Below are 26,066 nucleotides of genomic sequence, written 5' to 3'. Positions count from 1 at the left end.
TGCCGTGGGGCTCCCGTGGGATGTGAGCGACCCTAGCACGTCCCCCGCGGCGCCTCACCGTCCGCCGTCCGGCCGCGGCGGGCCGCTCAGGCGCGCGCCGCGCGGGCCGCCCGGCGGCGCACCGTGGTGCGCTCGACGATCCACGTCACGATGAGCATCACGATGATGACGATCCCGGCGTAGCCGAGGACGGGGTAGACGGTGCCCACGAGGTCGGAGAAGCCGACGCTCGAGAGCAGGGTGGCGGCCAGGGCCGTGACGACGGCGATGACCCAGCCCGGCACACGGCGCATCGAGGACAGCAGGGCGATGCGCTCCACACCGCCGTACAGGCACGAGACCGCCGTGGTGAACTGCGCCAGCAGCAGGACGACCGTGTACAGCAGGGCGGCCCAGCCGCCGATCATCGCGGCCAGCTCGACCATGGGCAGCTCGGCGCGGCCGATGAGCTGGGCGTGGGCGGTCATCGCGGCCATCACCGCGCCGGCCATCACCACGAGGCCCAGTGCCCCGAGCCCGGCCCCGGCGACGAGGGAGCGGCCCGACGAGGAGCTCTCCTCGCCGATCGGGGCGAGCACCGCGTAGGCCAGCTGGATGTTGAACGCCACGTACAGCACGCCCGAGAGCCACCACTGGTTGATCAGCGGGGACGAGGTCACGAGCGCGGCGACGTCGTCCACCGCGGCCCCCGGGTTCGCCAACCCCCACACCGCGACGCCGACGGCGACCACGATGATCAGGGGGACCACCACGGCCTGGACGCGCACGAGGCCTGTGATGCCGGCCAACACCGAGACCACGCAGACGGCCGCCATCACCAGCGAGCCCACGAGCGAGGGCAGCCCGAACGCGGTGTGCACCGCCGCCCCGGCCCCGGCCAGCATGATCACCAGCGTCCCCAGCAGGGACGTGGTGATGCACAGGTCCGCGAACCAGGTGGGCACGCGCGACGTCGTGGGGTTCACGATCCGGTGGATGTCCGTGGTCCGCAGCTTCTGCGCCAGCCGCAGCACGATCACCGCGAGCAGGAAGAACAGCGCGCCGGCGATCACGAGCGCCCCCGTGCCGCCCCAGAGGCCGAAGCTCACGAAGTACTGCAGGATCTCGTTGCCCGAGGCGTAGCCCGCGCCGATGGTGGTGCCGATGAACGTGGCGGCGATCCCGAGCGGGGAGGTCGGCCGCAGCGGCGCCGACTTCTCGGTTCGGCCGGGGTGCGCGGGAGAGCTCTCTGTGACGTGGGACATGCGACTACATTCTCATGGACGGGATCGGCCCGGCCCGGGCGGCCGATCCGCCCCGACCCGAAGGAGCCCCCGCATGACGTCCGCCGTCCCCCGCGTGCTCAGCATCGCCGGCTCCGACTCGGGCGGCGGCGCCGGTGTCCAGGCCGACCTGAAGACCATCGCCGCGTGGGGTGGCTACGGGATGACCGCGATCACCGCGATCACCTCCCAGAACACGCAGGGCGTGCAGGCCGTCCACCCGTTGCCGGTGGACGTGGTGTGCGCCCAGCTCGACTCGGTCGCCGCCGACATCGCCGTGGACGCCGTGAAGATCGGCATGCTCGGCACGGCGGAGCTCATGGGGGCCGTCGCCGGCTGGCTTGAGGAAACCCGGCCCGCCGTCGTCGTGCTGGACCCGGTCATGGTGGCCTCGAGCGGGGACGCCCTCACCACGGCGGGCGACGACGACGGGCGCGCCGCGTGGGCCCGGCTGCTGCGGGCGGCGCACCTGGTGACCCCCAACATGCCCGAGCTGGCCCGGCTGACCGGGCGGGACGCGACGGACTGGGACGCCGCCCTCGACGCGGCCCGGGGCCTGGCCGCCGAGCACGACGTGACGGTCCTGCTCAAGGGCGGGCATCTGGACGAGGCCGAGGCGGCGGAGGTGCCGGACGCCGTCGTGCGCGTGGACGGAGCCGTACACGAGGTGCGCGGCCCGCGCGTGACGACCCGCGCCTCGCACGGCACCGGCTGCACCCTCTCCTCGGCCCTGGCCACGCTGGCCGGCGCGGGCCTGAGCTGGGAGGACGCACTCGAGCGGGCCAAGCCGTGGCTGGCCGACGCGATGCGGGCGGGGGAGGCGCTCGCGGTCGGGGACGCCTCGCGGCCGACGTGGCACGGGCCCGTGGACCACGGCCACGCGCAGCGGGGCTGAGGCGCGGCGGACCTCCGGGCTTCGACACGTTCGAGGCGGAAAATCCGGCGAATGCGCGCCGCGGGACGTTCCATGAGGTCGATTTCCCGCCTCGAATGCCGCTGACCCGGACCTCCCGCTCCGCTCGAGCGTCCGGGGCCGCAGAACGCGGAAGAGCCGGACCCCCGTGTCGTCACGGGGGACCGGCTCTGTTCGCTCGTGCCCCCGGCAGGATTCGAACCTGCGGCCTTCTGCTCCGGAGGCAGACGCTCTATCCCCTGAGCTACGGAGGCGGGGGTCGCGACGCGTCGAGCGCGTTGCGGACTCGTCGACTCTACACCATCAGGACGGCCCGTCCGTGACCTCCCCACGGGGCACGTCAGCCGGGCAGGCCCGCGCGCAGCGTCCGGGCCGCGGCCTCGGGGTCCTCGGCCTGCGTCACGGCGCGGACCACCACGATCCGTTCCGCCCCGGCCGCGCGGACCTCGGGCAGCCGGTCCGCGTCGACGCCGCCGATGGCGAACCACGGCCGCGCCCCCGCCGGGTCCTCGGCGTCCAGGCGCGCGGCGAAGGAGGGCAGCTCCAGTCCGACGGCGGCCCGGCCCGGCTTCGTGGGCGTCGCCCACACCGGTCCCGTGCAGAAGTAGTCCAGGCCGTCCTCCGCGCGGGCGGCGCGCACCTGCGCCTCGGTGTGGCACGAGCGGCCGAGCACCACGTCCGGGCCCAACAGGGCGCGGCACTGCGCGGTGGTCAGGTCGGTCTGGCCCGTGTGGAACACGTCCACCCCGGCCAGGGCGGCGACGTCGGCGCGATCGTTGGCGACCGAGAGCGCCCCGTGCTCCCGGGCCAGCGGGATGAGCACGGCGAACGCGGCCAGCTCGACCGCCACGTCCACGGCCTTGTCCCGCACCTGGATCAGGTCCACTCCGCCGCGGAACGCCGCCGCGCAGAAGTGGGCGAACGCGGCCGTGTCGAGCGTGCCGTCCGGGCGCAGGAACCGCTGCAGGTCGGTGCAGACGTACAGCCGGGAGGCGGCGAGGCGGGCGCGGCGGCCCGCGCCGGGGCCGGTGCCGCCGTCGTCGCGGCCGGCCGCGGTCATCAGGAGCGGATCAGGGGAGTGCATGCGCCCACTGTGGCAGACTGGCCACTGTTCCATGGGAGCCCGGGCCGCACACGCCGGGCTGAGAGGGCCGCAGGGGCGCACCGCGCCGGCGCGGCCGACCATCACCACTCGATGCGGGTCATGCCGCCGTGAGGAGGACCGGTCCGTGCACGTGGCCGTCGTCGGGGCCGGGATCATCGGCCTCACCGCCGCCGTGCGTCTGCGCGCCGCAGGCCACGCCGTCACCCTGATCGCCCCCGAGCTGGACGCCGCCGGGCGCCCACACGCCGTGGCCGGGGCCACCCACGCCGCGGCGGGGATGCTCGCGCCGCTCGCCGAGACCCAGTTCAGCCAGGACGACCTCGCCCCGCTGCTGCAGGCCGGCTGGGAGGCCTACCCGGCCCTCGTGGACCTGCTCGCCGCCTTCACCGACGTCGAGACGGGCTTCCTCGCACAGGGCGCCTGGATCGTGGCCGCGGACCCCTCGGACGCCCGCGCCTGGGACCACGTGCTCGAGCACGCCTCGATCCTCGGTCGCCGGGTCGAGCCCGTCTCCGCCCGCGCGCTGCGCCGCGCCGAGCCCGCCCTGGCCCCGGGCCTGGCCGCCGGTTTCGACGCCCCGGACGACCATCAGGTGGACCCGCGACGGCTCGCCGCCGCCTGCGTCGCCGCCCTGCGCGCCGAGACCGGACCCGACGGCGGCCCGCTCCCGGCCGGCGCTGGACCCGCCGCCCGGTTCGTGGCCGGACGCGTCACCGCCGCCGACCCGGAGGGCGAGGGGGTGCGCCTCACGCTGGCCGACGGGGGCGTCCTCACCGCCGACGGCGCGGTCCTCGCCGCGGGCCTGGGCCACCGCGGGATCGGCGGCGCGGCCACCGCCGTCGAGGTCCCGCTGCGCCCCGTCCACGGCGACGTGCTGCGCCTGCGGGTGCGCCCCGAGCAGCTGCTGCCGGGGGAGTCGCACCTGATCACCCGCACCGTCCGCGGCCTCGTCCACGGGCGCCAGGTCTACCTCGTGCCCCGTGCGGACGGCACCCTCGTGGTCGGCGCCTCGGCCCGCGAGGACGGCCTGGCCGGCACCTCCGCCGGGGCCGTGCTGGACCTGCTCGCCGACGCCGCCGCGATCCTGCCCGCCGTCCGCGAGTGCGAGCTCGCCGAGATCACCACCGCCGCCCGCCCCGGCACCCCCGACGACGCCCCGCGCGTGCTCACCGTGCCCGAGGCCCCGGGCGCCGTCGTCGCCACCGGCTTCCACCGTCACGGGATCCTGCTCGCCCCCTGGGCGGCCGGGCGGATCCTCGAGCTGCTGCACGCCCGCCTGAAGGAGATCGCATGAGCACCCTCACCCTGACCCTCAACGGAGAGCCCGCCGAGCTGGCCGCAGCCACCGTCCGCGACGTCGTCGCGCACGTCACCGGGCGCGCGGTCGGCGACGACGGCGCCGCCGCGGACGGGCGGCGGCTCGGCGTGGCCGTGGCGGTCGGCGGCGAGGTCGTGCCCCGGTCGGCCTGGGCCACCCGGGGGCTGGCCGCCGGGGACGAGGTCGACGTCGTCACCGCGGTGCAGGGGGGCTGAGCGATGGCCGAGCACCGCACCCCGCCCGCCGCCCCCGCGATCCCGCCGCTGCGGATCGGCGGCTACGACCTGGCCTCCCGGCTCATCATGGGCACGGGCGGCATCACCGACCTCACCGCCCTCGAGGGCGCCCTCGTCGCCTCCGGCACCACGCTCACCACCGTGGCGCTGCGCCGCTGGTCCGCGGACACCCGTGACGGCCTGGTCGCGCTGCTGGACCGCCTCGGCATCGACGTGCTGCCCAACACCGCCGGCTGCTACACCGCCCGGGACGCCGTGCTCACCGCCCGGCTCGGCCGGGAGGCGCTCGAGACCGACCTCGTGAAGGTCGAGGTCATCGCCGACGAGCGCACCCTGCTGCCCGACGTCGTCGAGACCCTCGAGGCCACCGAGCTGCTCGCCGCCGACGGCTTCACCGTCCTGGCCTACACCTCGGACGACCCCGCCATGGCGCTGCGCCTCGAGCAGGCCGGCGCCGCCGCCGTCATGCCGCTGGGCTCGCCGATCGGCTCGGGGCTGGGCATCCTCAACCGCGCACACCTGGAGCTGATCGTCTCCCGCGCCTCCGTGCCGATCGTGCTCGACGCCGGCGTGGGCACCGCCTCGGACGTCGCCCTGGCCATGGAGGCCGGCTGCGACGCCGTGCTCGCCGCCTCCGCGATCACCCGCGCCGCCGAGCCCGCCCGCATGGCCCACGCGTGCCGGCTCGCGCTCGAGGCGGGCTTCCACGCCCGCCGCGCCGGGCGCATCCCGCGCCGCGAGCACGCCCTGGCCTCCTCACCGATGGCCGGGCGGGTCACGGCCGAGGAGGACGAGCGGTGACCGCCGCCCCGGACCCCGCCGACCGTGAGCCCCGCGACCTCACCGCACTGTCCGACACCCAGCTGCAGCGCTTCGCCCGCCACCTGAGCCTGGACGGCTTCGGCCCCGAGGCCCAGCTGGCGCTGCTGCGCTCCCGCGTCCTCGTGGTCGGCGCCGGCGGCCTCGGCGCGCCCGTGCTGACCTACCTCGCCGCCGCGGGCGTGGGGGAGGTCCACGTGATCGACGACGACGTGGTGGACCGCTCCAACCTGCACCGCCAGGTGATCCACGCCGAGGCGGACCTCGGCCGCCCCAAGACCGCCTCCGCCGCCGCGACGATGCGCGGCCTGCACCCCGCGGTGCGCGTGGTCGAGCACCGCGAACGCCTGACCGCGGCCAACGCGCTCGAGCGGGTCGGCGCCGTGGACCTCGTGCTCGACGGCACGGACAACTACGCGACCCGCTACCTCGTGGCCGACGCGTGCGAGATCGCGGGCGTGCCCGTGGTGTGGGGCGCGATCCTGCGGTTCGCGGGGCAGGTGAGCGTGTTCGCCCCGGGCGGGCCGCTGTACCGGGACGTGTTCCCGGAGCGGCCCGAACCCGGCGAGGTGCCCTCGTGCGCGCAGGCCGGGGTGCTCGGGGTGCTGCCCGGGATCATCGGCTCCCTCATGGCGGCCGAGGCGATCAAGCTGCTCTCCGGGGTGGGCGAGCCCCTGGTCGGGCGGCTGCTCTCCGTGGACGCCCTGACGATGCGCTTCCGTGAGCTGCGGCTCGTGGCCGACCCCGAGCGGACCCCTGTGACGGACCTGTCCGCCCACGCGGACCAGGCCCCCGGCTCGGACGACGCCGGCGCCCCCGGTTCGGCGGAGGCCTGCGGCGCCGCGGGCGGGGAGATCGCCCCCGCCGCGCTGGCCGCCCTGCTCGCCGACCCCGCCCGGGCCGCGTCCCTCACCCTGCTCGACGTCCGCGAGGACTGGGAGCGCCGCCTGCGCCGGGTCGAGGCCCCCGCGGCGGTGGCCGATCGGCACGTCCCGCTCGAGGCCGTCCTCGCGGAGCCGGTGGCCCACACGCCCGGGCAGGACCGCGTCCTGGTGGTCTACTGCGCCGCCGGCGCGCGGTCGGCCCGGGCGCGGGACGCCGTCGTCGAGGCCGACCCGAGCGCCGGCGGGCGCGTCCTGTCCCTCGCCGGCGGCCTCGCCGCCTGGCCCGCCTGACCCCCCCCACCCCGACGAACCCTGCGAGATGGCCCCCACCGCGGGCCGGAGAGGGCCATCTCGCAGGGTTCGTTCGCACGCGCACGGGCGCGGCGGCCCTTCCGTAGACTTGCACGGGTGAAGCCCGAAGACCTCTCCGCCCTGCTGTCCGCTGTCCTCACCGACGCCGTCGATGCCGGTGACCTCCCCGCCGCGCTGCGGGAGGAGATCACCCCTGCGCGCGTGAAGGTGGAGCGACCCCGCAGCCGCGAGCACGGCGACTGGGCCACCAACGTCGCCCTCCAGCTGGGCAAGAAGGCCGGGATGGCCCCGCGCGACCTCGCCGGGCTCGTGGCCGAGCGTCTGACCGGGAAGCCGGGCATCGCCGCCGTCGACGTCGCCGGCCCCGGTTTCCTCAACGTCACCCTGGACGCGGCCTCGGCCGGCGCCCTGGCCCGCGAGATCGTCGAGGCCGGCCCGGAGTACGGCCGCAACGAGGCTCTGGCCGGACACACCGTGAACATGGAGTTCGTCTCCGCCAACCCCACCGGCCCGCTGCACATCGGCCACACCCGCTGGGCCGCGCTGGGCGACGCGATCGCCCGCCTGCTGCGAGCCTCCGGCGCGGACGTCACCGCCGAGTACTACGTCAACGACGCCGGCAACCAGATGAACGTGTTCGCCGACTCGGTCCTCGCCCGCCTGCACGGCCGCGACGTCCCCGCGGGCGGCTACCCCGGCGCGTACGTGCAGGAGCTGGCCGACGCCGTCGCCCTCGAGCACCCGGACGTGCGCGAGCTGACGGACGAGGCCGCCCGCCCGGTGGTCCGCGAGGCCGCGTACCGGCTCCAGATGCAGGACATCAAGGACACGCTCGCCGCCTTCGACGTGCACTTCGACGTGTTCACCTCGGAGCAGACGCTCCACGACTCCGGCGCGATCGAACAGGCCGTGCAGCGGCTGCGCGAGCAGGGCCACATCGAGGACCGCGAGGGCGCCGTGTGGCTCAAGACCACCGACTTCGGCGACGACAAGGACCGCGTGCTCATCCGCGCCAACGGCGAGCCCACCTACTTCGCCGCCGACGCCGCCTACTACCTCCACAAGCGCGACCGCGGCTTCGAGGAGAAGGTGTACCTTCTCGGCGCCGACCACCACGGCTACGTGAACCGCCTCAAGGCGATCGCCGCCGCCGCCGGCGACGACCCGGCGACGAACATCGAGATCCTCATCGGCCAGCTCATCTCGGTCAACGGCGCGAAGCTCTCCAAGCGCGCCGGCAACATCATCGAGCTCAAGGACCTCGTGGAGTGGCTCGGCCGCGACGCCCTGCGCTACGACCTGGCCCGCTACCCCGCGGACTCGCCCCTGACGATCGACCCCGAGCTGCTGCGCTCCGCCACGAACGACAACCCCGTCTACTACGTGCAGTACGCCCACGCCCGCGCCTCGGGCGCGGCGCGCACCGCGCAGGCCCACGGCGTGGACCGCTCCGAGTTCGACGCCGCCCTGCTCACCCACGCCACCGAGTCGGAGCTGCTGGCCCAGCTGGCGGAGTTCCCGGCCGTCGTCGCCGCGGCGGCGCGCCTGCGCGAGCCGCACCGCGTGGCCCGCCACCTCGAGGTGATCGCCGGGGCCTACCACTCGTGGTACGCCGCCTGCCGGATCGTGCCCATGCCCACCGACGACGGCACGCCGCGTCCCGTCGAGACCCTCAACCGCACCCGCCTGTGGCTCAACGACGCCACCGCCCAGGTGCTGGCCAACGGCCTCGGCCTGCTCGGCGTGACCGCCCCGGAGAAGATGTGAGCGCCCGGATGACGACGCCGCAGCCCGCCCCCGCCTCCCCGCTCGCCCCCGCCTGGCTCCCCGCGCCGGGGGACCCGGACGCGCTCGTGCCCGGCCTGTGGGCCGCCGGCGTGGGCCGTGCCGCCGACGGCGAGCTCACCGTCCAGGGCCTGCGCGCGAGCGCGCTCGCCGCGGAGTTCGGCACGCCGCTGCTCGTGGTGGACGAGGACGACTTCCGCGCCCGCGCCCGCGCGTTCCGCGAGGGCTTCGACGCCGCGTTCGCCGACCTGTGCGGGGGAGCGGACGTCTACTACGCCGGCAAGTCCATGCTCACTCTCTCCACCGCCCGCTGGGCGGCCGAGGAGGGCCTGCGCGTGGACACCGCCTCGGGCGGCGAGTTGGCGATCGCGCTGGCCGCCGGCGTCGACCCGGCCCACATCGGACTGCACGGCAACAACAAGTCGGACGCCGAGCTGCGCACCGCCCTCGAGGCGGGCGTGGGCCGGATCATCGTGGACTCGCTCGACGAGCTCACCCACCTGGCCGCGCTCGCGGCCGAGGCCGGCCGCCGCGCCCCCGTGATGCTCCGGCTGACCCCGGGCGTGCACGCGCACACCCACGACTTCATCGCCACCGCGCACGAGGACCAGAAGTTCGGGCTCTCCCTGGCCCCGGCGTCCACCGACCGGGACGGCAACGTGGCCGGCCGCTCGCCGGCCGCCGTCGCCGTGGCCGCGGCCCTGGCCGCCGAGTCGATCGACCTGCTGGGCGTGCACTGCCACATCGGGTCCCAGATCTTCGAGGCCGAGGGCTTCGGGCTGGCGGCCGGACGCGTGCTCGAGTTCCTCGCCGAGGTCAAGGCCGAACACGGGGTGGAGCTGGCCGAGCTCGACCTCGGCGGCGGCCACGGCATCGCCTACACGGCCGTGGACGAGCCGCGCCCGGCCGCGGAGATCGCCGACGCCCTCGCCGACGACGTCCAGAAGACCGTCGAGCGCCTCGGCCTGAGGTGCCCGCGCGTCTCCCTCGAGCCGGGGCGGGCCATCTCGGGCCCCGCGGGGTTGACCCTCTACACGGTCGGGGTGACCAAGACCGTGGACGCGGACGCCCCGGACGGCGGCACCGCGGCCCGCCGCTACGTCGCCGTGGACGGCGGCATGTCCGACAACCCGCGTCCCGTGCTCTACGACGCCGACTACACCGCCGTCTCCGCGCGCCGCACCTCGGAGGCCGAGCCGGTGCTCTCCCGTGTGGTGGGCAAGCACTGCGAGTCCGGCGACATCCTCGTCCGCGACGTGTACCTGCCGTCCGACCTGGGCCGCGGCGACCTGTTGGCCGTGCCGGCCACGGGCGCGTACACGCATGTGATGTCCTCGAACTACAACGCGCTGGCCCGCCCGGCCGTCGTCGCGGTCTCCGGCGGGCAGGCGCGGGTGATCATCCGTCGCGAGACGCAGGAGGACCTGTTCGCCCGCGAGGCCGATCCGCGCCTCGCCCGCTGAGGACGCGGGCGAGGCGCACCCGGCCGCCGGCCTCGGCCCCGGGTGGGCCCGTCCCGCTCTGCGGACACCGAGTGTCGCGCGGTGGGACGGGCCGGGGCGCCACGCTAGATTCGAGGCCAGCCGGGCCGCGCGGTCGCGCGGGCCCGACCCCACCCTGGATCACGGAGGACCATGCCCCAGCACACCGACGCCCCCACCGCACTCAAGGTCGCCCTGCTGGGCGGCGGGACCGTGGGGTCCCAGACCGCCCGGATCCTCACCGAGGACGCCGACATCCTGCGGGACCGCGTGGGCGCCGACCTCGAGCTCACGGGCATCGCGGTGCGGGACACGGGCGCGACGCGCGACTGGCAGGCGGACCCGGCGCTCTACACGACCGACGCCGAGGCGCTCGTGGACGGCGCGGACGTCGTCATCGAGCTGATGGGCGGCATCGAGCCGGCCCGCACCCTGATCCTGCGCGCCCTGGCCGCCGGCACGTCCGTGGTGACCGGCAACAAGGCGCTGCTGGCCCAGCACGGCGAGGAGCTGTACGCCGCGGCCGCCGCCACCGGCGCGCAGCTCAGCTTCGAGGCCGCCGTCGCCGGCGCCATCCCGATCCTGCGCCCGCTGCGCGACTCCCTGGGCGGCGACCGCGTCACCCGCGTGATGGGCATCGCCAACGGCACCACCAACTTCATCCTCGACCGGATGGACTCCGAAGGGGCAGACTTCGACGACGCCCTCGCCGAGGCCCAGCGGCTCGGCTACGCCGAGGCCGACCCGACCGCCGACGTCGAGGGCCACGACGCCGCCGCGAAGGCCGCGATCCTGGCGACCATCGCGTTCGGCGCGCCGTACACCCTGGACCAGGTGGCCGTCGCGGGCATCACCGCGATCACGGCCGAGGACAACGCCGCCGCCGCGGAGGCGGGCTACGTCATCAAGCTGCTGGCGATCGCCGAGCGCGGCCGCGCCGCCGGCGGCGCCGAGGGCGCGGTCCTGCGCGTGCACCCCACCCTGCTGCCGCGGGAGCACCCGCTGGCCTCCGTGCGCGGGGCGTTCAACGCCGTCTTCGTGGAGGCCGACAACGCGGGCGAGCTCATGTTCTACGGTCCCGGCGCCGGCGGCGCCCCCACCGCCTCCGCGGTGATGGGCGACGTCGTCTCGATCGCCCAGCGCATCGTGCGCGGCGGCCCGGCGCGCCTGCGGACCCCCGTCACCGCCCTGCCCGCCCTGGACCCGGCCGAGGCCCACACCTCCTTCATGGTCGTGCTGCGTGCGGCGGACCAGCCCGGCGTGCTGCGTCGCGTCGCGGGGGTGTTCGAGGAGCACGGCGTCTCCATCGAGACGCTGCGCCAGGTCCCGTCTGAACGCGAGGACGCCCCCGGCGCGTCCCTGCGGCTGATCACCCACCGTGCGCGGCAGCGCGACCTCGACGCCACCGTCGAGGCGCTCGCCGCCCTGGACGTCGTCCACGAGGTCGCGTCCGTCCTCCGAGTCGAAGGGAACTGACCCATGGCCCACCAGTGGCGCGGCGTCGTCCGCGAGTACGCCGACCGCCTGCCCGTCACCGAGGACACGCGCGTGATCACCCTCGGCGAGGGCGGCACCCCGCTCATCCACGCCCCCCACCTCTCCGAGCTGGTGCAGGGCACCGTGCACGTGAAGTTCGAGGGCATGAACCCGACCGGGTCCTTCAAGGACCGCGGCATGACCATGGCGATCACCGCCGCGGTCGCGGACGGCGCGAAGGCCGTCGTCTGCGCGTCCACCGGCAACACGTCCGCCTCGGCGGCGGCCTACGCCGCGCAGGCCGGGATCACGTGTGCCGTGCTCGTCCCCGAGGGGAAGATCTCGATGGGCAAGATGTCCCAGGCCGTGGCCCACGGCGCGGAGATCCTCCAGGTGCAGGGCAACTTCGACGACTGCCTCGAGGTGGCCCGCAAGCTGGCCGAGAACTACCCCGTGTTCCTCGTGAACTCCGTCAACCCGGCCCGCATCGAGGGGCAGAAGACCGGCGCGTTCGAGGTCGTGGACACCCTCGGCGACGCCCCGGACTACCACCTGCTGCCCGTGGGCAACGCCGGCAACATCACCGCGTACTGGAAGGGCTACCGCGAGTACGCCGCCCCCTACGTGAACCCGCACGAGGGCGCCTCGGACGCCGAGCTGCCCGCGGTGGCCACGAAGACCCCCGTGATGTGGGGCTTCCAGGCCGCGGGCGCCGCCCCGATCGTCCAGGGCCACCCCGTGACCGACCCGGACACGATCGCCACCGCCATCCGGATCGGCAACCCGGCCTCGTGGGAGCAGGCCGAGGCCGCCCGCGACGAGTCCGGCGGCATGATCGACTCCGTCACGGACGAGGAGATCCTCGAGGCCCATCGCTGGCTCTCCGCGAAGGAGGGCGTGTTCGTCGAGCCCGCCTCCGCCGCCGGCGTCGCCGGGCTGCTCAAGCACCACGCCGCCGGGAACGTGCCGGCCGGCAAGAGCTGGGTCATCACCGTCACCGGCCACGGCCTCAAGGACCCGCAGTGGGCCCTGCGCGGCGACGACGGCGCCGACGTGACCCCGCGCTCGGTGCCGTTCGACGTGGTCACCGTCGCCCAGGCGCTCGGCCTGAGCTGAGCCATGGCCGCACCGCAGTCGCTGGCGCCCGGGACCGCCGCGTCCGTCTCCGTCCCCGCCACCTCCGCCAACCTCGGCCCCGGCTTCGACTCGATGGGCCTGGCCCTGGAGCTGCGCGACGAGGTGACGCTCACGGTTGTGGCGGGCCCCGACGTCGCGGAGGTCGAGGGGGAGGGGGAGGCCACCCTGCCGCGGGACGGCGCGCACCTGATCCTGCGCCTGGCGCACGAGCACCTGCGGGACCGCGGGTTCACCGCGCCGGGGCTGCACCTGCGCGCCGTGAACCGGATCCCGCATGCCCGTGGGCTCGGCTCGTCCGCGGCCGCCGTCGTCGCGGCCTACGCCGCGGCCGAGGCCCTGGTGCCGGCCGCGCTGCGCCGGGCGCCCGCGGGCCTGCTCGAGGCGGCCACCCGCTTCGAGGGGCACCCGGACAACGTCGCCCCCGCGCTCGTGGGCGGGGCCACCGTCTCCTGGACCCGCGACGACGTCCCCGGCCCGGCCACGGCGCGGCTGCGGCTGCACGAGCGCGTGGTGCCGGTGGTCGCGATCCCGGACACCGAGCTGTCCACCCATGTCGCCCGGGGTGTCCTGCCCGCCGAGGTGCCCCACGCCGTGGCGGCGGCCCAGGCCGGCCGTGCCGCGCTGCTCGTCCACGCGCTGGCGGAGGACCCCGCGCTGCTGCTGGCCGCCACGCGGGACTGGCTGCACCAGGAGCCGCGCGCCGTGGCCATGCCGGCCAGCGCCGCACTGGTCGCGGGGCTGCGCGAGCGCGGCCATGCCGCCGTCGTCTCCGGCGCGGGCCCCACGGTGCTCGCGCTGTGCGACGGCGTCCAGGCGGCCGAGCACGCCGCGGAGGCTGCGCGTGCTCTGACGGCGGACGGGGCGGCCTCCTGGCGCGTGCTGGTGCCGTCCGTGGCCGTGGACGGTGTTAGGGTGGAATCACTCCACCACGGCTGACCCCACCGCCTCGCGCGGCCCGGGTCTCCGGTGCCCGGGCCAGTGACGGCCGGACGCACCGTGCGCCGTCGGCCGGAACCCCGCCGCGATCCATCCCGTGCTGCGCACGGCCGGCGTGCGGGACCCCCTCCGGCTCGGTCGAGTCCGGACGCCTCCGCCCCGTCACGCAGCGACTGCGCACGATCAGGGGAGGCGCCACTGATGAGTTCACACCATGAAACCCGGTTTTCTGGGGCGCCGCTGCGCGGCCCGACCGGATGCACACCGCAGCCCGACGCGCCACGCGCCGCCGGGCCGCATTCGAGGGAGAAGGAACCTTCGTGACCGAATCCACGGAACAGACCACGCCGACGAACGGCGGTGGCCTGGCCTCGCTCAAGCTCGCCCAGCTCCAGGCCCTGGCCTCTCAGCTCGGCATCGCCGGCGGCTCGCGCATGCGCAAGGCCGACCTGGTGACCGCGATCTCCGACCACCAGCGCGGCGGCTCCGTGGCGGACCGCGACGCCGCCGAACGCGCGGCCCAGACCACCGCCGCCCCCGCCGCCGAGGCCGCCCCGGCGGCCGCGTCCTCTCAGGACGCCGCCCCGGCCGCCGAGCGCCCGGCCCGCCGCCGCTCGCGCCGCGCCGACGCCGACACCTCGGCTCCGGTCGCCGCCGCCCAGGACGGGCAGCCCCAGGCCGAGGCCCGCGAGGCCCAGACCGAGCAGTCCCCCCGCGAGGCCGCCTCGGACCAGGATCGGTCCGGGGGGTCCGAGGCCCGCGACGAGGGCGAGGACCGCTCGCAGTCCGAGCGCCGCTCCCGCGGCCGCCGCCGCGCCGGCGACGACGACGCCCAGCAGGGTCAGGACCGTCGCTCCGACGGCGCCCAGGGCGAGGACGGCGCCGACGCCGACCGCCGCGGCGACCGGGAGGACCGTGACGACAACGGGCGCGAGAACAGCCGCGGCCGCAACGGCCGCAACGGGCGGGACCGCGACAACGGCCGCGACCGCGAGAACGGCCGCGAGAACAACCGGGACCGTGAGAACGGCCGTGACGGCTCGCGCGAGCAGCGCGGCGACAAGTCCGAGGACGGCGGCCGGGGCGACGGCGGACGCGGGGACCGCAGCCGCCGCGACGACCGCGACGACGAGGGCGGCCGCAACCGTCGCAACCGCCGCAACCGCAACGAGCGCGGCCGCAACCGCCGTGGCCGCGGCGGCCCCGAGGTCGACGAGACCGAGCTGACCGAGGACGACGTCCTGCAGCCCGTGGCCGGCATCCTCGACGTGCTGGACAACTACGCGTTCGTCCGCACCTCCGGCTACCTGCCGGGCCCGAACGACGTCTACGTCTCCCTGGCCATGGTGAAGAAGTACGGTCTGCGCAAGGGCGACGCCGTCGTCGGCGCGATCCGCGCCCCGCGCGACGGAGAGAAGCAGCAGCACCACGGCGGCGGCTCCAACCGCCAGAAGTTCAACGCCCTGGTGAAGATCTCCTCGGTCAACGGCCAGCCCGCCGTCGAGCACCCGCAGCGCGTGGAGTTCGGCAAGCTCGTGCCGCTGTACCCGCAGGAGCGCCTGCGCCTGGAGACCGATCCCAAGCTGATCGGCCCCCGCGTGATCGATCTGGTCAGCCCCATCGGCAAGGGCCAGCGCGGCCTCATCGTCTCCCCGCCCAAGGCCGGCAAGACGATGATCCTGCAGTCGATCGCCAACGCGATCAAGACGAACAACCCCGAGGTCCACCTCATGATGGTGCTCGTGGACGAGCGCCCCGAGGAGGTCACCGACATGCAGCGGTCGGTGGACGGCGAGGTCATCGCCTCCACGTTCGACCGCCCGGCGGATGATCACACCACCCTCGCCGAGCTGGCCATCGAGCGCGCCAAGCGCCTCGTGGAGATGGGCCGCGACGTCGTCGTGCTGCTCGACTCCATGACCCGCCTGGGCCGCGCCTACAACCTGGCCGCCCCGGCCTCGGGCCGCATCCTCTCCGGCGGTGTGGACTCCTCGGCGCTGTACCCGCCGAAGAAGTTCTTCGGCGCCGCCCGCAACATCGAGAACGGCGGCTCGCTGACCATCCTGGCCACCGCGCTGGTCGAGACCGGCTCGCGCATGGACGAGGTGATCTTCGAGGAGTTCAAGGGCACCGGCAACATGGAGCTGCGCCTGTCCCGCCACCTCGCGGAGCGCCGCATCTTCCCGGCGGTGGACGTCAACGCGTCCGGCACCCGCCGCGAGGAGGCCCTGCTCTCGCAGGAGGAGGTCAAGATCATGTGGAAGCTGCGCCGGGTGCTCTCCGGCCTCGAGCAGCAGCAGGCCCTCGACCTGCTCACCAACAAGATCAAGGACACCGCGTCCAACGCCGAGTTCCTCATGCTGGTCTCCAAGACCACGCTGGGGTCCAAGGGCGACGACTGACCGTCCCGTCGCACGGCCCCGTCCCGTCCGGGGGAGCTCGTCTCCGCCGGACGGGGCGGGGCCGTCCGCGTCGGACAGCCCGGCCCGCTGAGGCCGGAGGAGGAGAGGCAGGCACGTGTTCGATTCGAATCAGCGGCGCGAGGCCGTGGATCGGCTCCTGGCGGAGCATCGCGAGCTGACGGCGCGCCTGTCCGACCCGGCGGTGCACCAGGACCCGGCGCTCGCCCGGCGGCTGAACCGGCGGTTCGCCGAGCTCGGCGCCGTGGTGACGGCCCACCGCGCCTGGTCGGCGGCCGCGGAGGAGCTGGCCGACGCGCGGGAGCTGGCCGAGGCCGGCGACGACGACGCGGCGGCCTTCGCGGCCGAGGTGCCCGGTCTGGAGGCGGCCGAGGCCGAGGCCGCCGAACGGCTGCGCCGGCTGCTGATCCCGCGCGACCCCGACGACGCCCGCGACGTGATCCTCGAGATCAAGGGCGGCGAGGGCGGCGAGGAGGCGGCCCTGTTCGCCGGCGACCTGCTGCGCATGTACCTGCGCTACGCCGAGTCCCGGGGCTGGAAGACGGAGGTCCTCTCCGCCACGCACTCCGACCTGGGCGGCTACAAGGACGTCCACGTGGCGGTGCGGGGGAGCGCGGCCGACCCGGCCGACGGCGTCTACGCCCGGCTCAAGTTCGAGGGCGGCGTGCACCGCGTGCAGCGCGTGCCCGTCACCGAGTCCCAGGGCCGCATCCACACCTCCGCCGCCGGCGTGCTCGTGCTGCCCGAGGTGGACGCCCCGGACGAGGTCCACCTCGATCCGAACGACCTCAAGGTGGACGTCTTCCGCTCCTCCGGGCCGGGCGGCCAGTCCGTCAACACGACCGACTCCGCGGTGCGTCTGACGCACCTGCCCACGGGGATCGTCGTCTCCATGCAGAACGAGAAGTCCCAGATCCAGAACCGCGAGGCCGCGCTGCGCGTGCTGCGGTCGCGGCTGCTCGAGCGGCAGCGGGCGGAGCAGGACGCCGAGGACTCCGCGGCGCGCGCCGCGCAGGTGCGCACCATGGACCGCTCGGAACGCATCCGCACCTACAACTTCCCGGAGAACCGGATCGCGGACCACCGCACCGGCTACAAGGCGCACAACCTCGACGCGGTCCTCGACGGCGACCTCGAGGCCGTGATCGCCTCCTGCCTCGCCGTCGACGAGGAGCGGCGGCTCGCCGCGCTGGGCGGGGACGCGTGAGCGCACCGGCCTGGTCCGCGTTGCTGCGCGACGCCGCCGCCCGCCTGGCCGCGGTGGGCATCGACTCGCCGCGCGTGGACGCCGAGCTGCTGCTGGCCCACGTGCTCGGCCTCGACCGCGGCGCGCTGCTGGCCCGGGTGTTCGCCGGTGCCGTGGCCGAGCCCGCGCAGGCGGCGGCGTTCGAGGCGCTCGTCGGACGCCGCGCCGCCCGCGAGCCCGTCCAGCACCTGACCGGCGTCGCGCACTTCCACGGGCTCGACCTGGCGGTCGGCCCGGGCGTCTTCATCCCGCGGCCGGAGACCGAGCTGCTCGTGGAGACCGTCGTGGCCGACCTGGCCGCGCGGCCCGCGGCGGGCGTCGTGGTGGACCTGTGCACCGGCTCCGGCGCGATCGCCGCGGCCGTCGCGGCGTGGGGCGAGGCGCGGGGCCGCCCGCTCGCCGTCACCGCCGTCGAGCTCGACCCGACGGCGGCCGACTGGGCCCGGCGGAACCTCGCCCCGCGCGGGGTCGACCTGCGACAAGGTGATGCCCTTGTCGCATGCCCCGACCTCGACGGCCGCGCGGACGTCGTCGTGAGCAACCCGCCCTATGTGCCCGAGGCCGAGGTGCCCGCCCAGCCCGAGGCCCGACTGGACCCGGCGCGGGCGCTCTACGGCGGGGACACGCCCGGGCTGCGGATCCCGCGGGCCATCGCGCACCGGGCGGCGGACCTGCTCGCCCCGGGCGGCCTCTTCGCCATGGAGCACCACGAGACGCAGGGCCCGGCGCTCCTGGCCGCCCTCGGCGCGGACCCCCGGTTCACGGGCGTCCGCGTGCACCCGGACCTCACCGGGCGAGATCGGTTCCTGACGGCGCGCCGGTCCTGCGAAGCCGCGGCGGGCGCGGAGGTGGAAGAATGACCGACGTGAGTGACTTCATCGACGTCTCGGATCCGGCCGCCCTCGAGAATGCCGTGGCCCGCGCCCGCGAGGTCCTCGCGGACCGCGGCTGCGTGGTCCTGCCGACGGACACCGTCTACGGCATCGGAGCGGACGCGTTCTCCCCGCTGGCCGTGGCCGTGCTGCTGGCCGCCAAGGGCCGTGGCCGCTCCATGCCGCCGCCCGTGCTCATCGCGGACCGCCGCGTCATGGCGGGCCTCGCGTACGACGTGCCGGAGGAGGCCGAGGCCCTCGCCGAGCGATTCTGGCCCGGCGCCCTCACGCTCATCCTCAAGTCCCAGCCCACGCTGACCTGGGACCTCGGCGAGACCCGCGGCACCGTCGCCCTGCGCGTGCCCGACGACGCGGTGGCCCGCGAGCTGCTCTACGCCGTCGGCCCCATGGCCGTCTCCAGCGCGAACCGCACCGGCATGGACGCCGCCACCACCGCCGACGCCGCCCGCTCGATGCTGGGGGAGTCCGTGGCCCTCTACCTCGACGCCGGCCCCCGCGAGAGCCGGGATCCCTCGACGATCGTGGACTGCACCGTCACCCCGTTCCGCGTCGCCCGGCAGGGCTCCGTGCCCCTGGAGGAGCTGCGCGCGGTGGTGCCGGACCTGCTCGCCGAGGGCGAGGAGCCGCCGGTCGCCGCCGAGCGGATCGCGGCCGCCGACGACGCCGCCGCGGCGCGCCTCGCCGACCGGGAGGCCTGACCGGCCCCCATGCGCGCGTATCTCGTCCTGGTCATGGTCACAGCCGTCGCCTGCGGGGCCCTGACGCCCCTCATGCGCCGGCTGGGGCTGCGCGCGCGCGTGTTCACCCCGCTGCGCCAGCGGGACGTGCACCGGCATCCCGTGCCGAAGCTGGGCGGCGTGGCCATGGCCGCGGCCGTGCTGGTGGGATTCGCCGTCGGGGGAGTCGTGCCGTTCCTCCAGGGGATCTACGCGGACGACGCCGCGATGCGCGGGCTCCTGGTCGCCGTCGCCGTCGTGCTCGTCGTGGGCATCGCCGACGACATGTGGGACCTGCGCTGGTGGGTGAAGATGGCCGGCCAGGTGCTGGCCGGACTCGCGGTGGCCCTGGGCGGGATCCGCATCGAGGCGATGCCGGTGGGCTGGATCCCGGTGGGGAACGAGACCACGCAGGTCATCCTCACGGTGTTCGCCGTGGTGCTGACGATGAACGCGATCAACTTCGTGGACGGTCTGGACGGCCTGGCGGCGGGCGTCGCGCTGATCGGCGGCTCGGCCTTCTTCGTCTACTCGTATCTGCTGACGCGGACCATCAACCAGTTCGACTACGCCAACCTCGCCACCCTGCTCATGGCCCTGCTCGTCGGCGCGTGCGTGGGCTTCCTGCCGTGGAACCTGTCCCCGGCCCGTATCTTCATGGGCGAGGTGGGGGCCATGCTCATCGGCCTGCTGATGGCCGCGGCCGCGGTCGCCGTGACCGCCGACGTGAACGCCCTGGACGGGATGCGCTTCCGCAACGTCCCCGCCTACATGCCGATCCTGCTGCCCATCGCCGTCCTCGCACTGCCACTCGCGGACCTCGCCCTGGCCGTGCTGCGGCGGACGGCCAAGGGCACCAGCCCCTTCTCGGCGGACCGCGGGCACCTGCACCACAAGCTCGTGGACGGCGGCTACACCCAGCCGCAGGCCGTCGCGCTGCTCTGGCTCTGGGCGTTCCTCGTGGCATGGGGCGCGGTGTCCCTGAACTTCGTGGACCACATGATCGTCCTGCCCGTGCTCGCCGTGGCCCTGGCCGGAGCCGGCTACCTGACCCTGCATCCGATCGTGGAGCGCCGTCGCGCGGACCGGCACGACGCCGTGGCCCACCCGGACGAGCGGGGGGACGCGTGACCGGGGCGGGCGGTCGCCGACGCCGGCGCCGCTGGGAGAACCGCCGCGGCTGGTGGGGGATCCTCGGGTGGTCCCTGGCCTCGGCGGGGACTGCCCTGGCGATCACGTGCGTCGCGTGGCTGCTCTCCGCCGGCGGGGAGGCGGCCGGCAGCGCCCTGCTGGGCGGCGGCGCGGTGCTCGCGCTCTCGGCGCTCACCGGGGCGACGACGGCACTCGTCTGGGACCGGGCGCGCGAGGCGGCGCTGCCGGTCAGCGTGGGGCTGTTCGTGCTCAAGATCGCGGTGTTCGCGGTGCTGCTGGGGGTCCTGCCCCGCCCCGGCTGGGTCCGGGCGGACGCGGCGGCGATCGCCGCCCTCGTGACGATCCTCGTCTGGCAGGCCACGGAGGTCCTCGTCTTCGCCCGGACCCGCCGCGGGATCTACGCCGACTGACCCGTCCGAGGGGCGAGGGCTCAGGGCCGGCGGCCACGCCGTAGGCCCCTTCTGCGGTACGGAGCACGGGTCACCGTTTGGTATCGTTGGCGGCGAACACTTCGACGGCGCCCACCTGCCGCCATCCGTGTCTCGCATCGCACCGGTACCCCCGCAATGTCGCGGCGCCCGCCTGTGGTCCGGGGACGAGGCTGCGGTCCCGTCGACTGCATCACTTCGGAGAGGAACCGCGTGCTGACCCTCGTGCTGGCCAACGCATCATTCGTGCCCCCCACCATCTCTGATGGTCACCTCCCGGAGATCTTCCCCTGGGGTGCGGAGTACGGCACCGGCTTCGGCAAGCAGATGCTGCTCGTCCTGTTCTCCGTGGTGCTCATCACCGCCTTCTTCGCGTGGGCCATGCGCCGTCCCCGGCTCGTGCCCGGCAAGGCCCAGTGGCTCGCCGAGTCCGGCTACTCCTTCGTCCGGAACGACATCGCGAAGGACATCCTGGGCGAGAAGAACTTCAAGCAGTGGGTCCCGCTGCTCTTCTCCATCTTCTTCTTCGTGCTGCTGAACAACCTGTTCGGCGCCATCCCGGTGCTGCAGCTGCCGACCTTCTCCCACGCGGGCGCCGCCTACGGCCTGGCCCTCATCGTCTACGCGATCTGGATCGGCGTCGGCATCAAGCGCCACGGCGTGCGCTACCTGAAGCTGGCCGTCGTGCCCTCGGGTGTGCCCGGCTGGATCCTGCCGCTGCTCGTGCCGCTGGAGATCATCTCCAACTTCATCGTGCGCCCGCTGACCCACTCCCTGCGTCTGATGGCCACCATGCTCTCCGGCCACATGATCGTGATGCTCGCCGGCGCCGGCGCCGCCTACCTGATCACGCAGACCGGCAGCCTGGCCCTGCAGGGCACCGGCATCCTGGTCATCCTCGGCTCGGTGGCCCTGTACTTCCTCGAGCTGCTGATCATGTACCTGCAGGCCTTCGTCTTCACGCTGCTGACCGCGATCTACATCCAGGGCGCGATCGACGCGAACGACCACTGATCTTCCGGGGCCGCCCCGGGCACGACCCAGGCGGCCGCGGTACGGCGGGAGAGCCCGCCACCAGTCTTCCCGGCCCTCCGCAGGAGGACCACCCGGGAGGCCGACCCTCCACAACCCGGCCGGACACCTCGGCCTCGTGAAAGGAACACCATGGAACTGCACGGTTCGCTCAACATGATCGGCTACGGCCTCGCCGCCATCGGCTCCGCCATCGGCGTGGGCCTGATCTTCGCCGCCTACATCAACGGCGTCGCCCGTCAGCCGGAGGCCCAGCGCATCCTGCAGCCGATCGCCCTCCTGGGCTTCGCGCTCGCCGAGGCCCTCGCCATCCTGGGCCTCGTCTTCGCCTTCGTCATCGGCGCCTGACGCGCCGCGTCCACGGAGCGCCCGCACGGTGAGACCGTCGGGGCTCCATCTCCACAGGACTCTTGACCGAAGGATGGTTGAAACATGATCAGCAACGGACTGATCCTCGCGGCGGCTGAGGGGGCCAACCCCCTGATCCCCAACCCGTGGGAGATCCTCGTCGTCGTGGTGGGCTTCGCCCTGCTCATGTTCATCGTCATCAAGTTCATCTACCCGACCCTCGAGAAGTCCTACCAGGACCGTGTCGAGGCGATCGAGGGCGGTCTGGCCAAGGCTGAGAAGGCCCAGGCCGAGGCGAACGCGATGATGGCGGACTACGAGTCGCAGCTGGCGGACGCCCGCACCGAGGCGAACCGCATCCGCGAGGATGCCCGCACCGAGGCCGCCGAGATCGTGGCCGAGGCGCGCGAGCGCGCGACCGCCGAGGCGACGCGCATCTCCGAACAGGCGCAGGCGCAGATCGCCGCCGAGCGTCAGCAGGCCGCCGCGCAGCTCAAGGGCGAGGTCGGCTCGCTGGCCACGACTTTGGCCGGCAAGATCGTGGGCGAGTCCCTCGAGGACGACGCCCGCTCGCAGCGCGTGGTCGACCGCTTCCTGGCTGACCTGGACCGTCACCAGAGCGCAGGTGTCGCCGAATGATGACGGGCGCATCGAGGGACTCCCTGGCCGCCTCCCTGGAGGCCGTCGGTCCGGTGCTGGACGAGGGCGGCGTGGCCCTGGCACGCGAGCTGTTCGGCGCGCTGGACGTGGTGGACGAGCACGGCGCCCTGCGCCGTGCCCTGACCGACCCCGCCTGGACCACCGAGCGCCGTCACGGCCTCGTCGACTCGCTGTTCGGCGCCCGGGTGACCCCCGGTGCACTGCAGGTCCTCAAGGACCTGGCCGGCCGCCGCTGGTCGGCGGAGCGCGATCTCGGGGACGCCCTCGAGACGGTGGCCGCGCACGCGGCCGCCGCGGAGGCCGCACGCGGCGGACACGCGGGCCTGGCCGCCCTCTCGGGCGAGCTGCTGGCCTTCAACCGCACGGTGGAGGACTCGCACGAGGTGCAGCGGGCGCTCACCGATCAGCACGCACCCCTCGAGGCACGGGCCGCTCTGGCCGGTCGTCTCCTGGGCGAGTCGGCCAGCCCGGCCGGCCGACTGCTGGTCGAGCGCGCCGTCTCGGCCCCGCGCGGCCTGAAGCCGTCCGCCGCCGTCCGCAAGGCCGCGGACGTCGTCGCCGAGCGGCAGCGCCAGTGGATCGCCGAGGTGACCGTGGCGCGGCCGCTCGAGGCCGAGCAGCAGGAGCGGCTGGCCCTGGGCCTGCGCCGCGCCTTCGGCCGCGATCTCGTCATGGACGTGACGGTGGACCCCCACGTGGTGGGCGGCATCCGCGTCCAGGTCGGCGACGACGTCGTCGACGGGTCCATGGCCTCGCGCCTCCACGACCTCCAGCGGCGGATGGCCGGCTGACGCCGGCTCCCGCCCGCATCCGGAACACCCACGAACGTAAGCATCATCGTCACGTCGATGATCACCAAGCACAGAGAGCAGGGACTGCAGATGGCCGAATTGACCATCAACGCTGACGATGTCCGCAATGCCTTGAACGATTTCGCGGCATCGTACGAACCGTCGGGCACCGATCGCACCGAGGTCGGCCGTGTCATCTCCGCGGCGGACGGCATCGCCCGTGTGGAGGGTCTGCCCTCCGTCATGGCGAACGAGCTGCTGCGCTTCGAGAACGGCATCCAGGGCCTGGCCCAGAACCTCGACACCCGCGAGATCGGTGTCGTCGTCCTCGGCGAGTTCCAGGAGATCCGCGAGGGCATGGAGGTGCAGCGCACCGGCGAGATCCTCTCCGTCCCGGTGGGCGACGCCTTCCTGGGCCGTGTGGTGGACCCGCTGGGCCAGCCCATCGACGACCTGGGCCCGATCGAGGCCGAGGGCCGCCGTGCCCTCGAGCTGCAGGCGCCGACCGTGACCGAGCGCAAGTCGGTCCACGAGCCGCTGCAGACCGGCATGAAGGCCATCGACGCCATGATCCCGATCGGCCGTGGCCAGCGTCAGCTGATCATCGGTGACCGCCAGACCGGCAAGACCGCGATCGCCGTCGACACGATCCTCAACCAGAAGGCCAACTGGGAGTCGGGCGACGTCGAGAAGCAGGTCCGCTGCGTCTACGTGGCCGTGGGTCAGAAGGCCTCCACCATCGCCGGCGTCCGCGCCACGCTGGAGGAGCACGGCGCCCTGGAGTACACCACCATCGTGGCCTCCCCGGCGTCCGACCCGGCCGGCTTCAAGTACCTCGCCCCCTACGCCGGCTCGGCCATCGGCCAGCACTGGATGTACGGCGGCAAGCACGTGCTGATCATCTTCGACGACCTGTCGAAGCAGGCCGAGGCCTACCGCGCCGTCTCCCTGCTGCTGCGCCGCCCGCCGGGCCGCGAGGCCTACCCGGGCGACGTCTTCTACCTGCACTCCCGTCTGCTCGAGCGCTGCGCCAAGCTCTCGGACGAGATGGGCGCGGGCTCGATGACCGGCCTGCCGATCATCGAGACCAAGGCGAACGACGTCTCGGCCTACATCCCGACCAACGTCATCTCCATCACCGACGGCCAGATCTTCCTGCAGTCGGACCTGTTCAACGCCAACCAGCGTCCCGCCGTGGACGTGGGCATCTCGGTGTCCCGCGTGGGCGGCGCCGCCCAGGTCAAGGCCATGAAGAAGGTCTCCGGCACGCTGAAGCTGGACCTGGCGCAGTACCGCGACCAGCAGGCGTTCTCCATGTTCGCCTCCGACCTGGACCCGGCCACCCGCCGCCAGCTCGCCCGCGGTGAGCGCCTCATGGAGCTGCTCAAGCAGCCGCAGTACTCGCCCTACCCGGTCGAGGAGCAGGTCGTGTCCATCTGGGCCGGCTCCAAGGGCCACCTCGACGAGGTGCCGGTGCAGGACGTGCTGCGCTTCGAGCGCGAGTTCATCGACCACCTGCGACGCCACACCTCCGTCCTGACCGACATCGCCTCCACCGGCAAGCTCGAGGACGGCACCGTGTCCGCGCTCGAGTCGGCCGTCGCCGAGTTCTCGAAGGGCTTCCAGTCCTCCGAGGACGGCGGCGTGCAGGCCGGCCACGAGGAGCACCGCGCGATCGAGCAGGACCAGGTCGCGCAGGAGCAGATCACCAAGCAGAAGCGCTGACCGCCGGTCGGTGAGGGAGCGGTCCGGCGTCGGACCCCACGGGGACGACGCCGGGCCGCCCTCCCGCCAGGGAAAGGACCACCATGGGAGCCCAGATCCGGGTCTACCGTCAGAAGATCGCGTCGACGTCGTCGATGAAGAAGATCTTCAAGGCGATGGAGCTGATCGCCACGTCTCGCATCACCAAGGCACGTGAGCGCGTCAGCGCGTCGTTGCCCTACGCGAACGCGATCACCCGCGCCGTCTCGGCCGTGTCGAGCCAGCACGACATCGATCATGTCCTCACCACGGAGCCCGAGAACCCGACCCGGGCGGCCGTGCTCATCATGTCCTCGGACCGCGGCCTCGCCGGCGCGTACTCCGCGAACGTGCTGCGCAAGGCCGAGCAGCTCCTCTCCCGCCTCGGCGAGGAGGGCAAGGACGTGGACGTGTACGTCGTCGGCCGCAAGGCGCAGACGTACTTCGACTTCCGCGGCCGCGGCTACAAGAAGCTGTGGACCGGTCAGACGGACGCCCCCGTCGCCGAGCGCGCCGCCGAGATCGGCGAGGTGCTCGTGGACGCGTTCCTCACGGACACGGCGGACGGCGGTGTGGACGAGATCCACGTCGTGTTCACCGAGTTCGTCTCGCTCGTGAAGCAGAACCCCCACGTGGTGCGCCTGCTGCCCCTCGAGGTCGTCGAGGAGGAGGCCGCCACCGCCGAGGACGTGCTGCCGCTCTACGAGTACGAGCCGGACGCGGAGGAGGTCCTCGACGCACTGCTGCCCAAGTACATCGAGTCGCGCATCTTCAACGCGATGCTGCAGTCGGCGGCCTCGGAGCTCGCCAACCGTCAGCGCGCCATGAAGTCGGCGGGCGACAACGCCACGAGCCTCATCAAGGACTACACCCTCCTGATGAACAACGCCCGTCAGGCCGAGATCACCCAGGAGCTCACCGAGCTCATCGCGGGCGCGGACGCGCTCAACAACTCCTGAGCCCGTTCGGGACT

General features: G+C 74.2%; 24 protein-coding genes and 1 tRNA gene. 22 read left to right on the top strand and 3 right to left on the bottom strand.

Annotated features, from left to right (window positions below):
• Positions 1-86 precede the first annotated feature (86 nt).
• Positions 87-1,244 (bottom strand): YkvI family membrane protein, encoded by a 1,158-nt coding sequence (locus tag ACUXPL_RS04730; RefSeq protein ID WP_180537241.1) that lies wholly within the window; start codon positions 1,242-1,244, stop codon positions 87-89.
• 73 nt (positions 1,245-1,317) lie between these two features.
• On the opposite strand from ACUXPL_RS04730, the gene thiD reads away from it, so the two are divergent.
• Positions 1,318-2,157, top strand: a complete 840-nt coding sequence (thiD, locus tag ACUXPL_RS04725; protein WP_454182259.1) for a bifunctional hydroxymethylpyrimidine kinase/phosphomethylpyrimidine kinase — start codon at positions 1,318-1,320, stop codon at positions 2,155-2,157.
• Between the two features lie 199 nt (positions 2,158-2,356).
• Here the strand turns inward: thiD and ACUXPL_RS04720 are convergent.
• Positions 2,357-2,429, bottom strand: a tRNA-Arg gene (locus tag ACUXPL_RS04720).
• 86 nt (positions 2,430-2,515) lie between these two features.
• Positions 2,516-3,259, bottom strand: a complete 744-nt coding sequence (thiE, locus tag ACUXPL_RS04715; protein ID WP_454182257.1) for a thiamine phosphate synthase — start codon at positions 3,257-3,259, stop codon at positions 2,516-2,518.
• Between the two features lie 145 nt (positions 3,260-3,404).
• On the opposite strand from thiE, the gene thiO reads away from it, so the two are divergent.
• The 21 genes from thiO (at position 3,405) to ACUXPL_RS04610 (ending at position 26,052) form a co-directional block, all read left to right on the top strand.
• Entirely contained in the window at positions 3,405-4,574 is a 1,170-nt protein-coding gene (gene thiO, locus ACUXPL_RS04710) for a glycine oxidase ThiO (RefSeq protein ID WP_454182255.1), read from the top strand.
• On the top strand, positions 4,571-4,813 hold the full coding sequence (thiS, locus tag ACUXPL_RS04705; RefSeq protein WP_454182253.1) for a sulfur carrier protein ThiS: 243 nt from the start codon (positions 4,571-4,573) through the stop codon (positions 4,811-4,813). Before thiO ends, thiS begins: the two co-directional genes overlap by 4 nt.
• 3 nt (positions 4,814-4,816) lie before the next feature.
• Positions 4,817-5,635: a thiazole synthase gene (locus tag ACUXPL_RS04700; protein WP_087114105.1), complete on the top strand. Its 819-nt coding sequence runs from the start codon at positions 4,817-4,819 to the stop codon at positions 5,633-5,635.
• Entirely contained in the window at positions 5,632-6,828 is a 1,197-nt protein-coding gene (moeB, locus tag ACUXPL_RS04695; protein ID WP_454182251.1) for a molybdopterin-synthase adenylyltransferase MoeB, read from the top strand. Before ACUXPL_RS04700 ends, moeB begins: the two co-directional genes overlap by 4 nt.
• A gap of 117 nt (positions 6,829-6,945) precedes the next feature.
• Positions 6,946-8,616 carry an arginine--tRNA ligase gene (gene argS, locus ACUXPL_RS04690; RefSeq protein ID WP_454182249.1) on the top strand — a complete coding sequence of 557 codons (1,671 nt, stop codon included), beginning with the start codon at positions 6,946-6,948 and terminating at the stop codon, positions 8,614-8,616.
• Positions 8,617-8,624: 8 nt separating this feature from the next.
• Entirely contained in the window at positions 8,625-10,097 is a 1,473-nt protein-coding gene (gene lysA / locus ACUXPL_RS04685) for a diaminopimelate decarboxylase (RefSeq protein ID WP_454182247.1), read from the top strand.
• Positions 10,098-10,268: 171 nt separating this feature from the next.
• A complete protein-coding gene (locus ACUXPL_RS04680) occupies positions 10,269-11,591 on the top strand; it encodes a homoserine dehydrogenase (RefSeq protein WP_454182245.1) in 1,323 nt (440 codons plus the stop codon).
• Between the two features lie 3 nt (positions 11,592-11,594).
• Complete coding sequence (gene thrC, locus ACUXPL_RS04675; RefSeq protein WP_248102288.1) at positions 11,595-12,707, top strand: threonine synthase; 1,113 nt, start codon at positions 11,595-11,597, stop codon at positions 12,705-12,707.
• Positions 12,708-12,710: 3 nt separating this feature from the next.
• Positions 12,711-13,664: a homoserine kinase gene (thrB, locus tag ACUXPL_RS04670; protein ID WP_454182243.1), complete on the top strand. Its 954-nt coding sequence runs from the start codon at positions 12,711-12,713 to the stop codon at positions 13,662-13,664.
• 320 nt (positions 13,665-13,984) lie between these two features.
• On the top strand, positions 13,985-16,066 hold the full coding sequence (gene rho, locus ACUXPL_RS04665; RefSeq protein ID WP_454182241.1) for a transcription termination factor Rho: 2,082 nt from the start codon (positions 13,985-13,987) through the stop codon (positions 16,064-16,066).
• Between the two features lie 115 nt (positions 16,067-16,181).
• The gene (prfA, locus tag ACUXPL_RS04660; RefSeq protein ID WP_454182239.1) at positions 16,182-17,291 is read left to right on the top strand and encodes a peptide chain release factor 1; all 1,110 of its coding nucleotides are present in this window, start codon (positions 16,182-16,184) and stop codon (positions 17,289-17,291) included.
• Positions 17,288-18,190, top strand: a complete 903-nt coding sequence (gene prmC, locus ACUXPL_RS04655) for a peptide chain release factor N(5)-glutamine methyltransferase (RefSeq protein ID WP_454182237.1) — start codon at positions 17,288-17,290, stop codon at positions 18,188-18,190. Before prfA ends, prmC begins: the two co-directional genes overlap by 4 nt.
• Positions 18,187-18,921 (top strand): L-threonylcarbamoyladenylate synthase, encoded by a 735-nt coding sequence (locus ACUXPL_RS04650; RefSeq protein WP_454182235.1) that lies wholly within the window; start codon positions 18,187-18,189, stop codon positions 18,919-18,921. Before prmC ends, ACUXPL_RS04650 begins: the two co-directional genes overlap by 4 nt.
• Before the next feature lie 9 nt (positions 18,922-18,930).
• Positions 18,931-20,070, top strand: a complete 1,140-nt coding sequence (locus ACUXPL_RS04645; RefSeq protein ID WP_454182233.1) for an MraY family glycosyltransferase — start codon at positions 18,931-18,933, stop codon at positions 20,068-20,070.
• A complete protein-coding gene (locus ACUXPL_RS04640; RefSeq protein ID WP_454182231.1) occupies positions 20,067-20,501 on the top strand; it encodes a hypothetical protein in 435 nt (144 codons plus the stop codon). The genes ACUXPL_RS04645 and ACUXPL_RS04640 overlap by 4 nt, the downstream gene beginning before the upstream one ends.
• A 231-nt stretch (positions 20,502-20,732) precedes the next feature.
• On the top strand, positions 20,733-21,533 hold the full coding sequence (gene atpB / locus ACUXPL_RS04635) for a F0F1 ATP synthase subunit A (RefSeq protein ID WP_115165153.1): 801 nt from the start codon (positions 20,733-20,735) through the stop codon (positions 21,531-21,533).
• Between the two features lie 150 nt (positions 21,534-21,683).
• A complete protein-coding gene (locus ACUXPL_RS04630; protein WP_002857264.1) occupies positions 21,684-21,899 on the top strand; it encodes an ATP synthase subunit C in 216 nt (71 codons plus the stop codon).
• Between the two features lie 84 nt (positions 21,900-21,983).
• Positions 21,984-22,538 (top strand): F0F1 ATP synthase subunit B, encoded by a 555-nt coding sequence (locus ACUXPL_RS04625; RefSeq protein ID WP_454182229.1) that lies wholly within the window; start codon positions 21,984-21,986, stop codon positions 22,536-22,538.
• Positions 22,538-23,350: a F0F1 ATP synthase subunit delta gene (locus ACUXPL_RS04620; RefSeq protein WP_044659210.1), complete on the top strand. Its 813-nt coding sequence runs from the start codon at positions 22,538-22,540 to the stop codon at positions 23,348-23,350. Before ACUXPL_RS04625 ends, ACUXPL_RS04620 begins: the two co-directional genes overlap by 1 nt.
• 90 nt (positions 23,351-23,440) lie before the next feature.
• The gene (gene atpA, locus ACUXPL_RS04615; protein WP_036334989.1) at positions 23,441-25,075 is read left to right on the top strand and encodes a F0F1 ATP synthase subunit alpha; all 1,635 of its coding nucleotides are present in this window, start codon (positions 23,441-23,443) and stop codon (positions 25,073-25,075) included.
• 83 nt (positions 25,076-25,158) lie between these two features.
• Positions 25,159-26,052, top strand: a complete 894-nt coding sequence (locus ACUXPL_RS04610) for a F0F1 ATP synthase subunit gamma (RefSeq protein ID WP_044659203.1) — start codon at positions 25,159-25,161, stop codon at positions 26,050-26,052.
• The last annotated feature ends 14 nt before the right edge of the window (positions 26,053-26,066 follow it).

The sequence above is a fragment of the Micrococcus sp. 140720015-1 genome (assembly GCF_053627595.1).
The sequence above is the reverse complement of the archived record's forward strand: the minus strand, read 5'-3'. Positions and strand labels throughout refer to the sequence as shown.

What these genes read in the sequence shown, in the direction of transcription:
- atpA (WP_036334989.1), top strand. Translation starts at nt 23,441, where the DNA reads ATGGCCGAATTGACCATCAACGCTGACGATGTCCGCAATGCCTTGAAC.
- thiD (WP_454182259.1), top strand. Translation starts at nt 1,318, where the DNA reads ATGACGTCCGCCGTCCCCCGCGTGCTCAGCATCGCCGGCTCCGACTCG.
- ACUXPL_RS04610 (WP_044659203.1), top strand. Translation starts at nt 25,159, where the DNA reads ATGGGAGCCCAGATCCGGGTCTACCGTCAGAAGATCGCGTCGACGTCG.
- thiS (WP_454182253.1), top strand. Translation starts at nt 4,571, where the DNA reads ATGAGCACCCTCACCCTGACCCTCAACGGAGAGCCCGCCGAGCTGGCC.
- ACUXPL_RS04650 (WP_454182235.1), top strand. Translation starts at nt 18,187, where the DNA reads ATGACCGACGTGAGTGACTTCATCGACGTCTCGGATCCGGCCGCCCTC.
- thiE (WP_454182257.1), bottom strand. Translation starts at nt 3,259, where the DNA reads ATGCACTCCCCTGATCCGCTCCTGATGACCGCGGCCGGCCGCGACGAC.
- lysA (WP_454182247.1), top strand. Translation starts at nt 8,625, where the DNA reads ATGACGACGCCGCAGCCCGCCCCCGCCTCCCCGCTCGCCCCCGCCTGG.
- ACUXPL_RS04700 (WP_087114105.1), top strand. Translation starts at nt 4,817, where the DNA reads ATGGCCGAGCACCGCACCCCGCCCGCCGCCCCCGCGATCCCGCCGCTG.
- ACUXPL_RS04645 (WP_454182233.1), top strand. Translation starts at nt 18,931, where the DNA reads ATGCGCGCGTATCTCGTCCTGGTCATGGTCACAGCCGTCGCCTGCGGG.
- ACUXPL_RS04620 (WP_044659210.1), top strand. Translation starts at nt 22,538, where the DNA reads ATGACGGGCGCATCGAGGGACTCCCTGGCCGCCTCCCTGGAGGCCGTC.
- thrC (WP_248102288.1), top strand. Translation starts at nt 11,595, where the DNA reads ATGGCCCACCAGTGGCGCGGCGTCGTCCGCGAGTACGCCGACCGCCTG.
- ACUXPL_RS04680 (WP_454182245.1), top strand. Translation starts at nt 10,269, where the DNA reads ATGCCCCAGCACACCGACGCCCCCACCGCACTCAAGGTCGCCCTGCTG.
- ACUXPL_RS04625 (WP_454182229.1), top strand. Translation starts at nt 21,984, where the DNA reads ATGATCAGCAACGGACTGATCCTCGCGGCGGCTGAGGGGGCCAACCCC.
- thrB (WP_454182243.1), top strand. Translation starts at nt 12,711, where the DNA reads ATGGCCGCACCGCAGTCGCTGGCGCCCGGGACCGCCGCGTCCGTCTCC.
- ACUXPL_RS04630 (WP_002857264.1), top strand. Translation starts at nt 21,684, where the DNA reads ATGGAACTGCACGGTTCGCTCAACATGATCGGCTACGGCCTCGCCGCC.
- ACUXPL_RS04730 (WP_180537241.1), bottom strand. Translation starts at nt 1,244, where the DNA reads ATGTCCCACGTCACAGAGAGCTCTCCCGCGCACCCCGGCCGAACCGAG.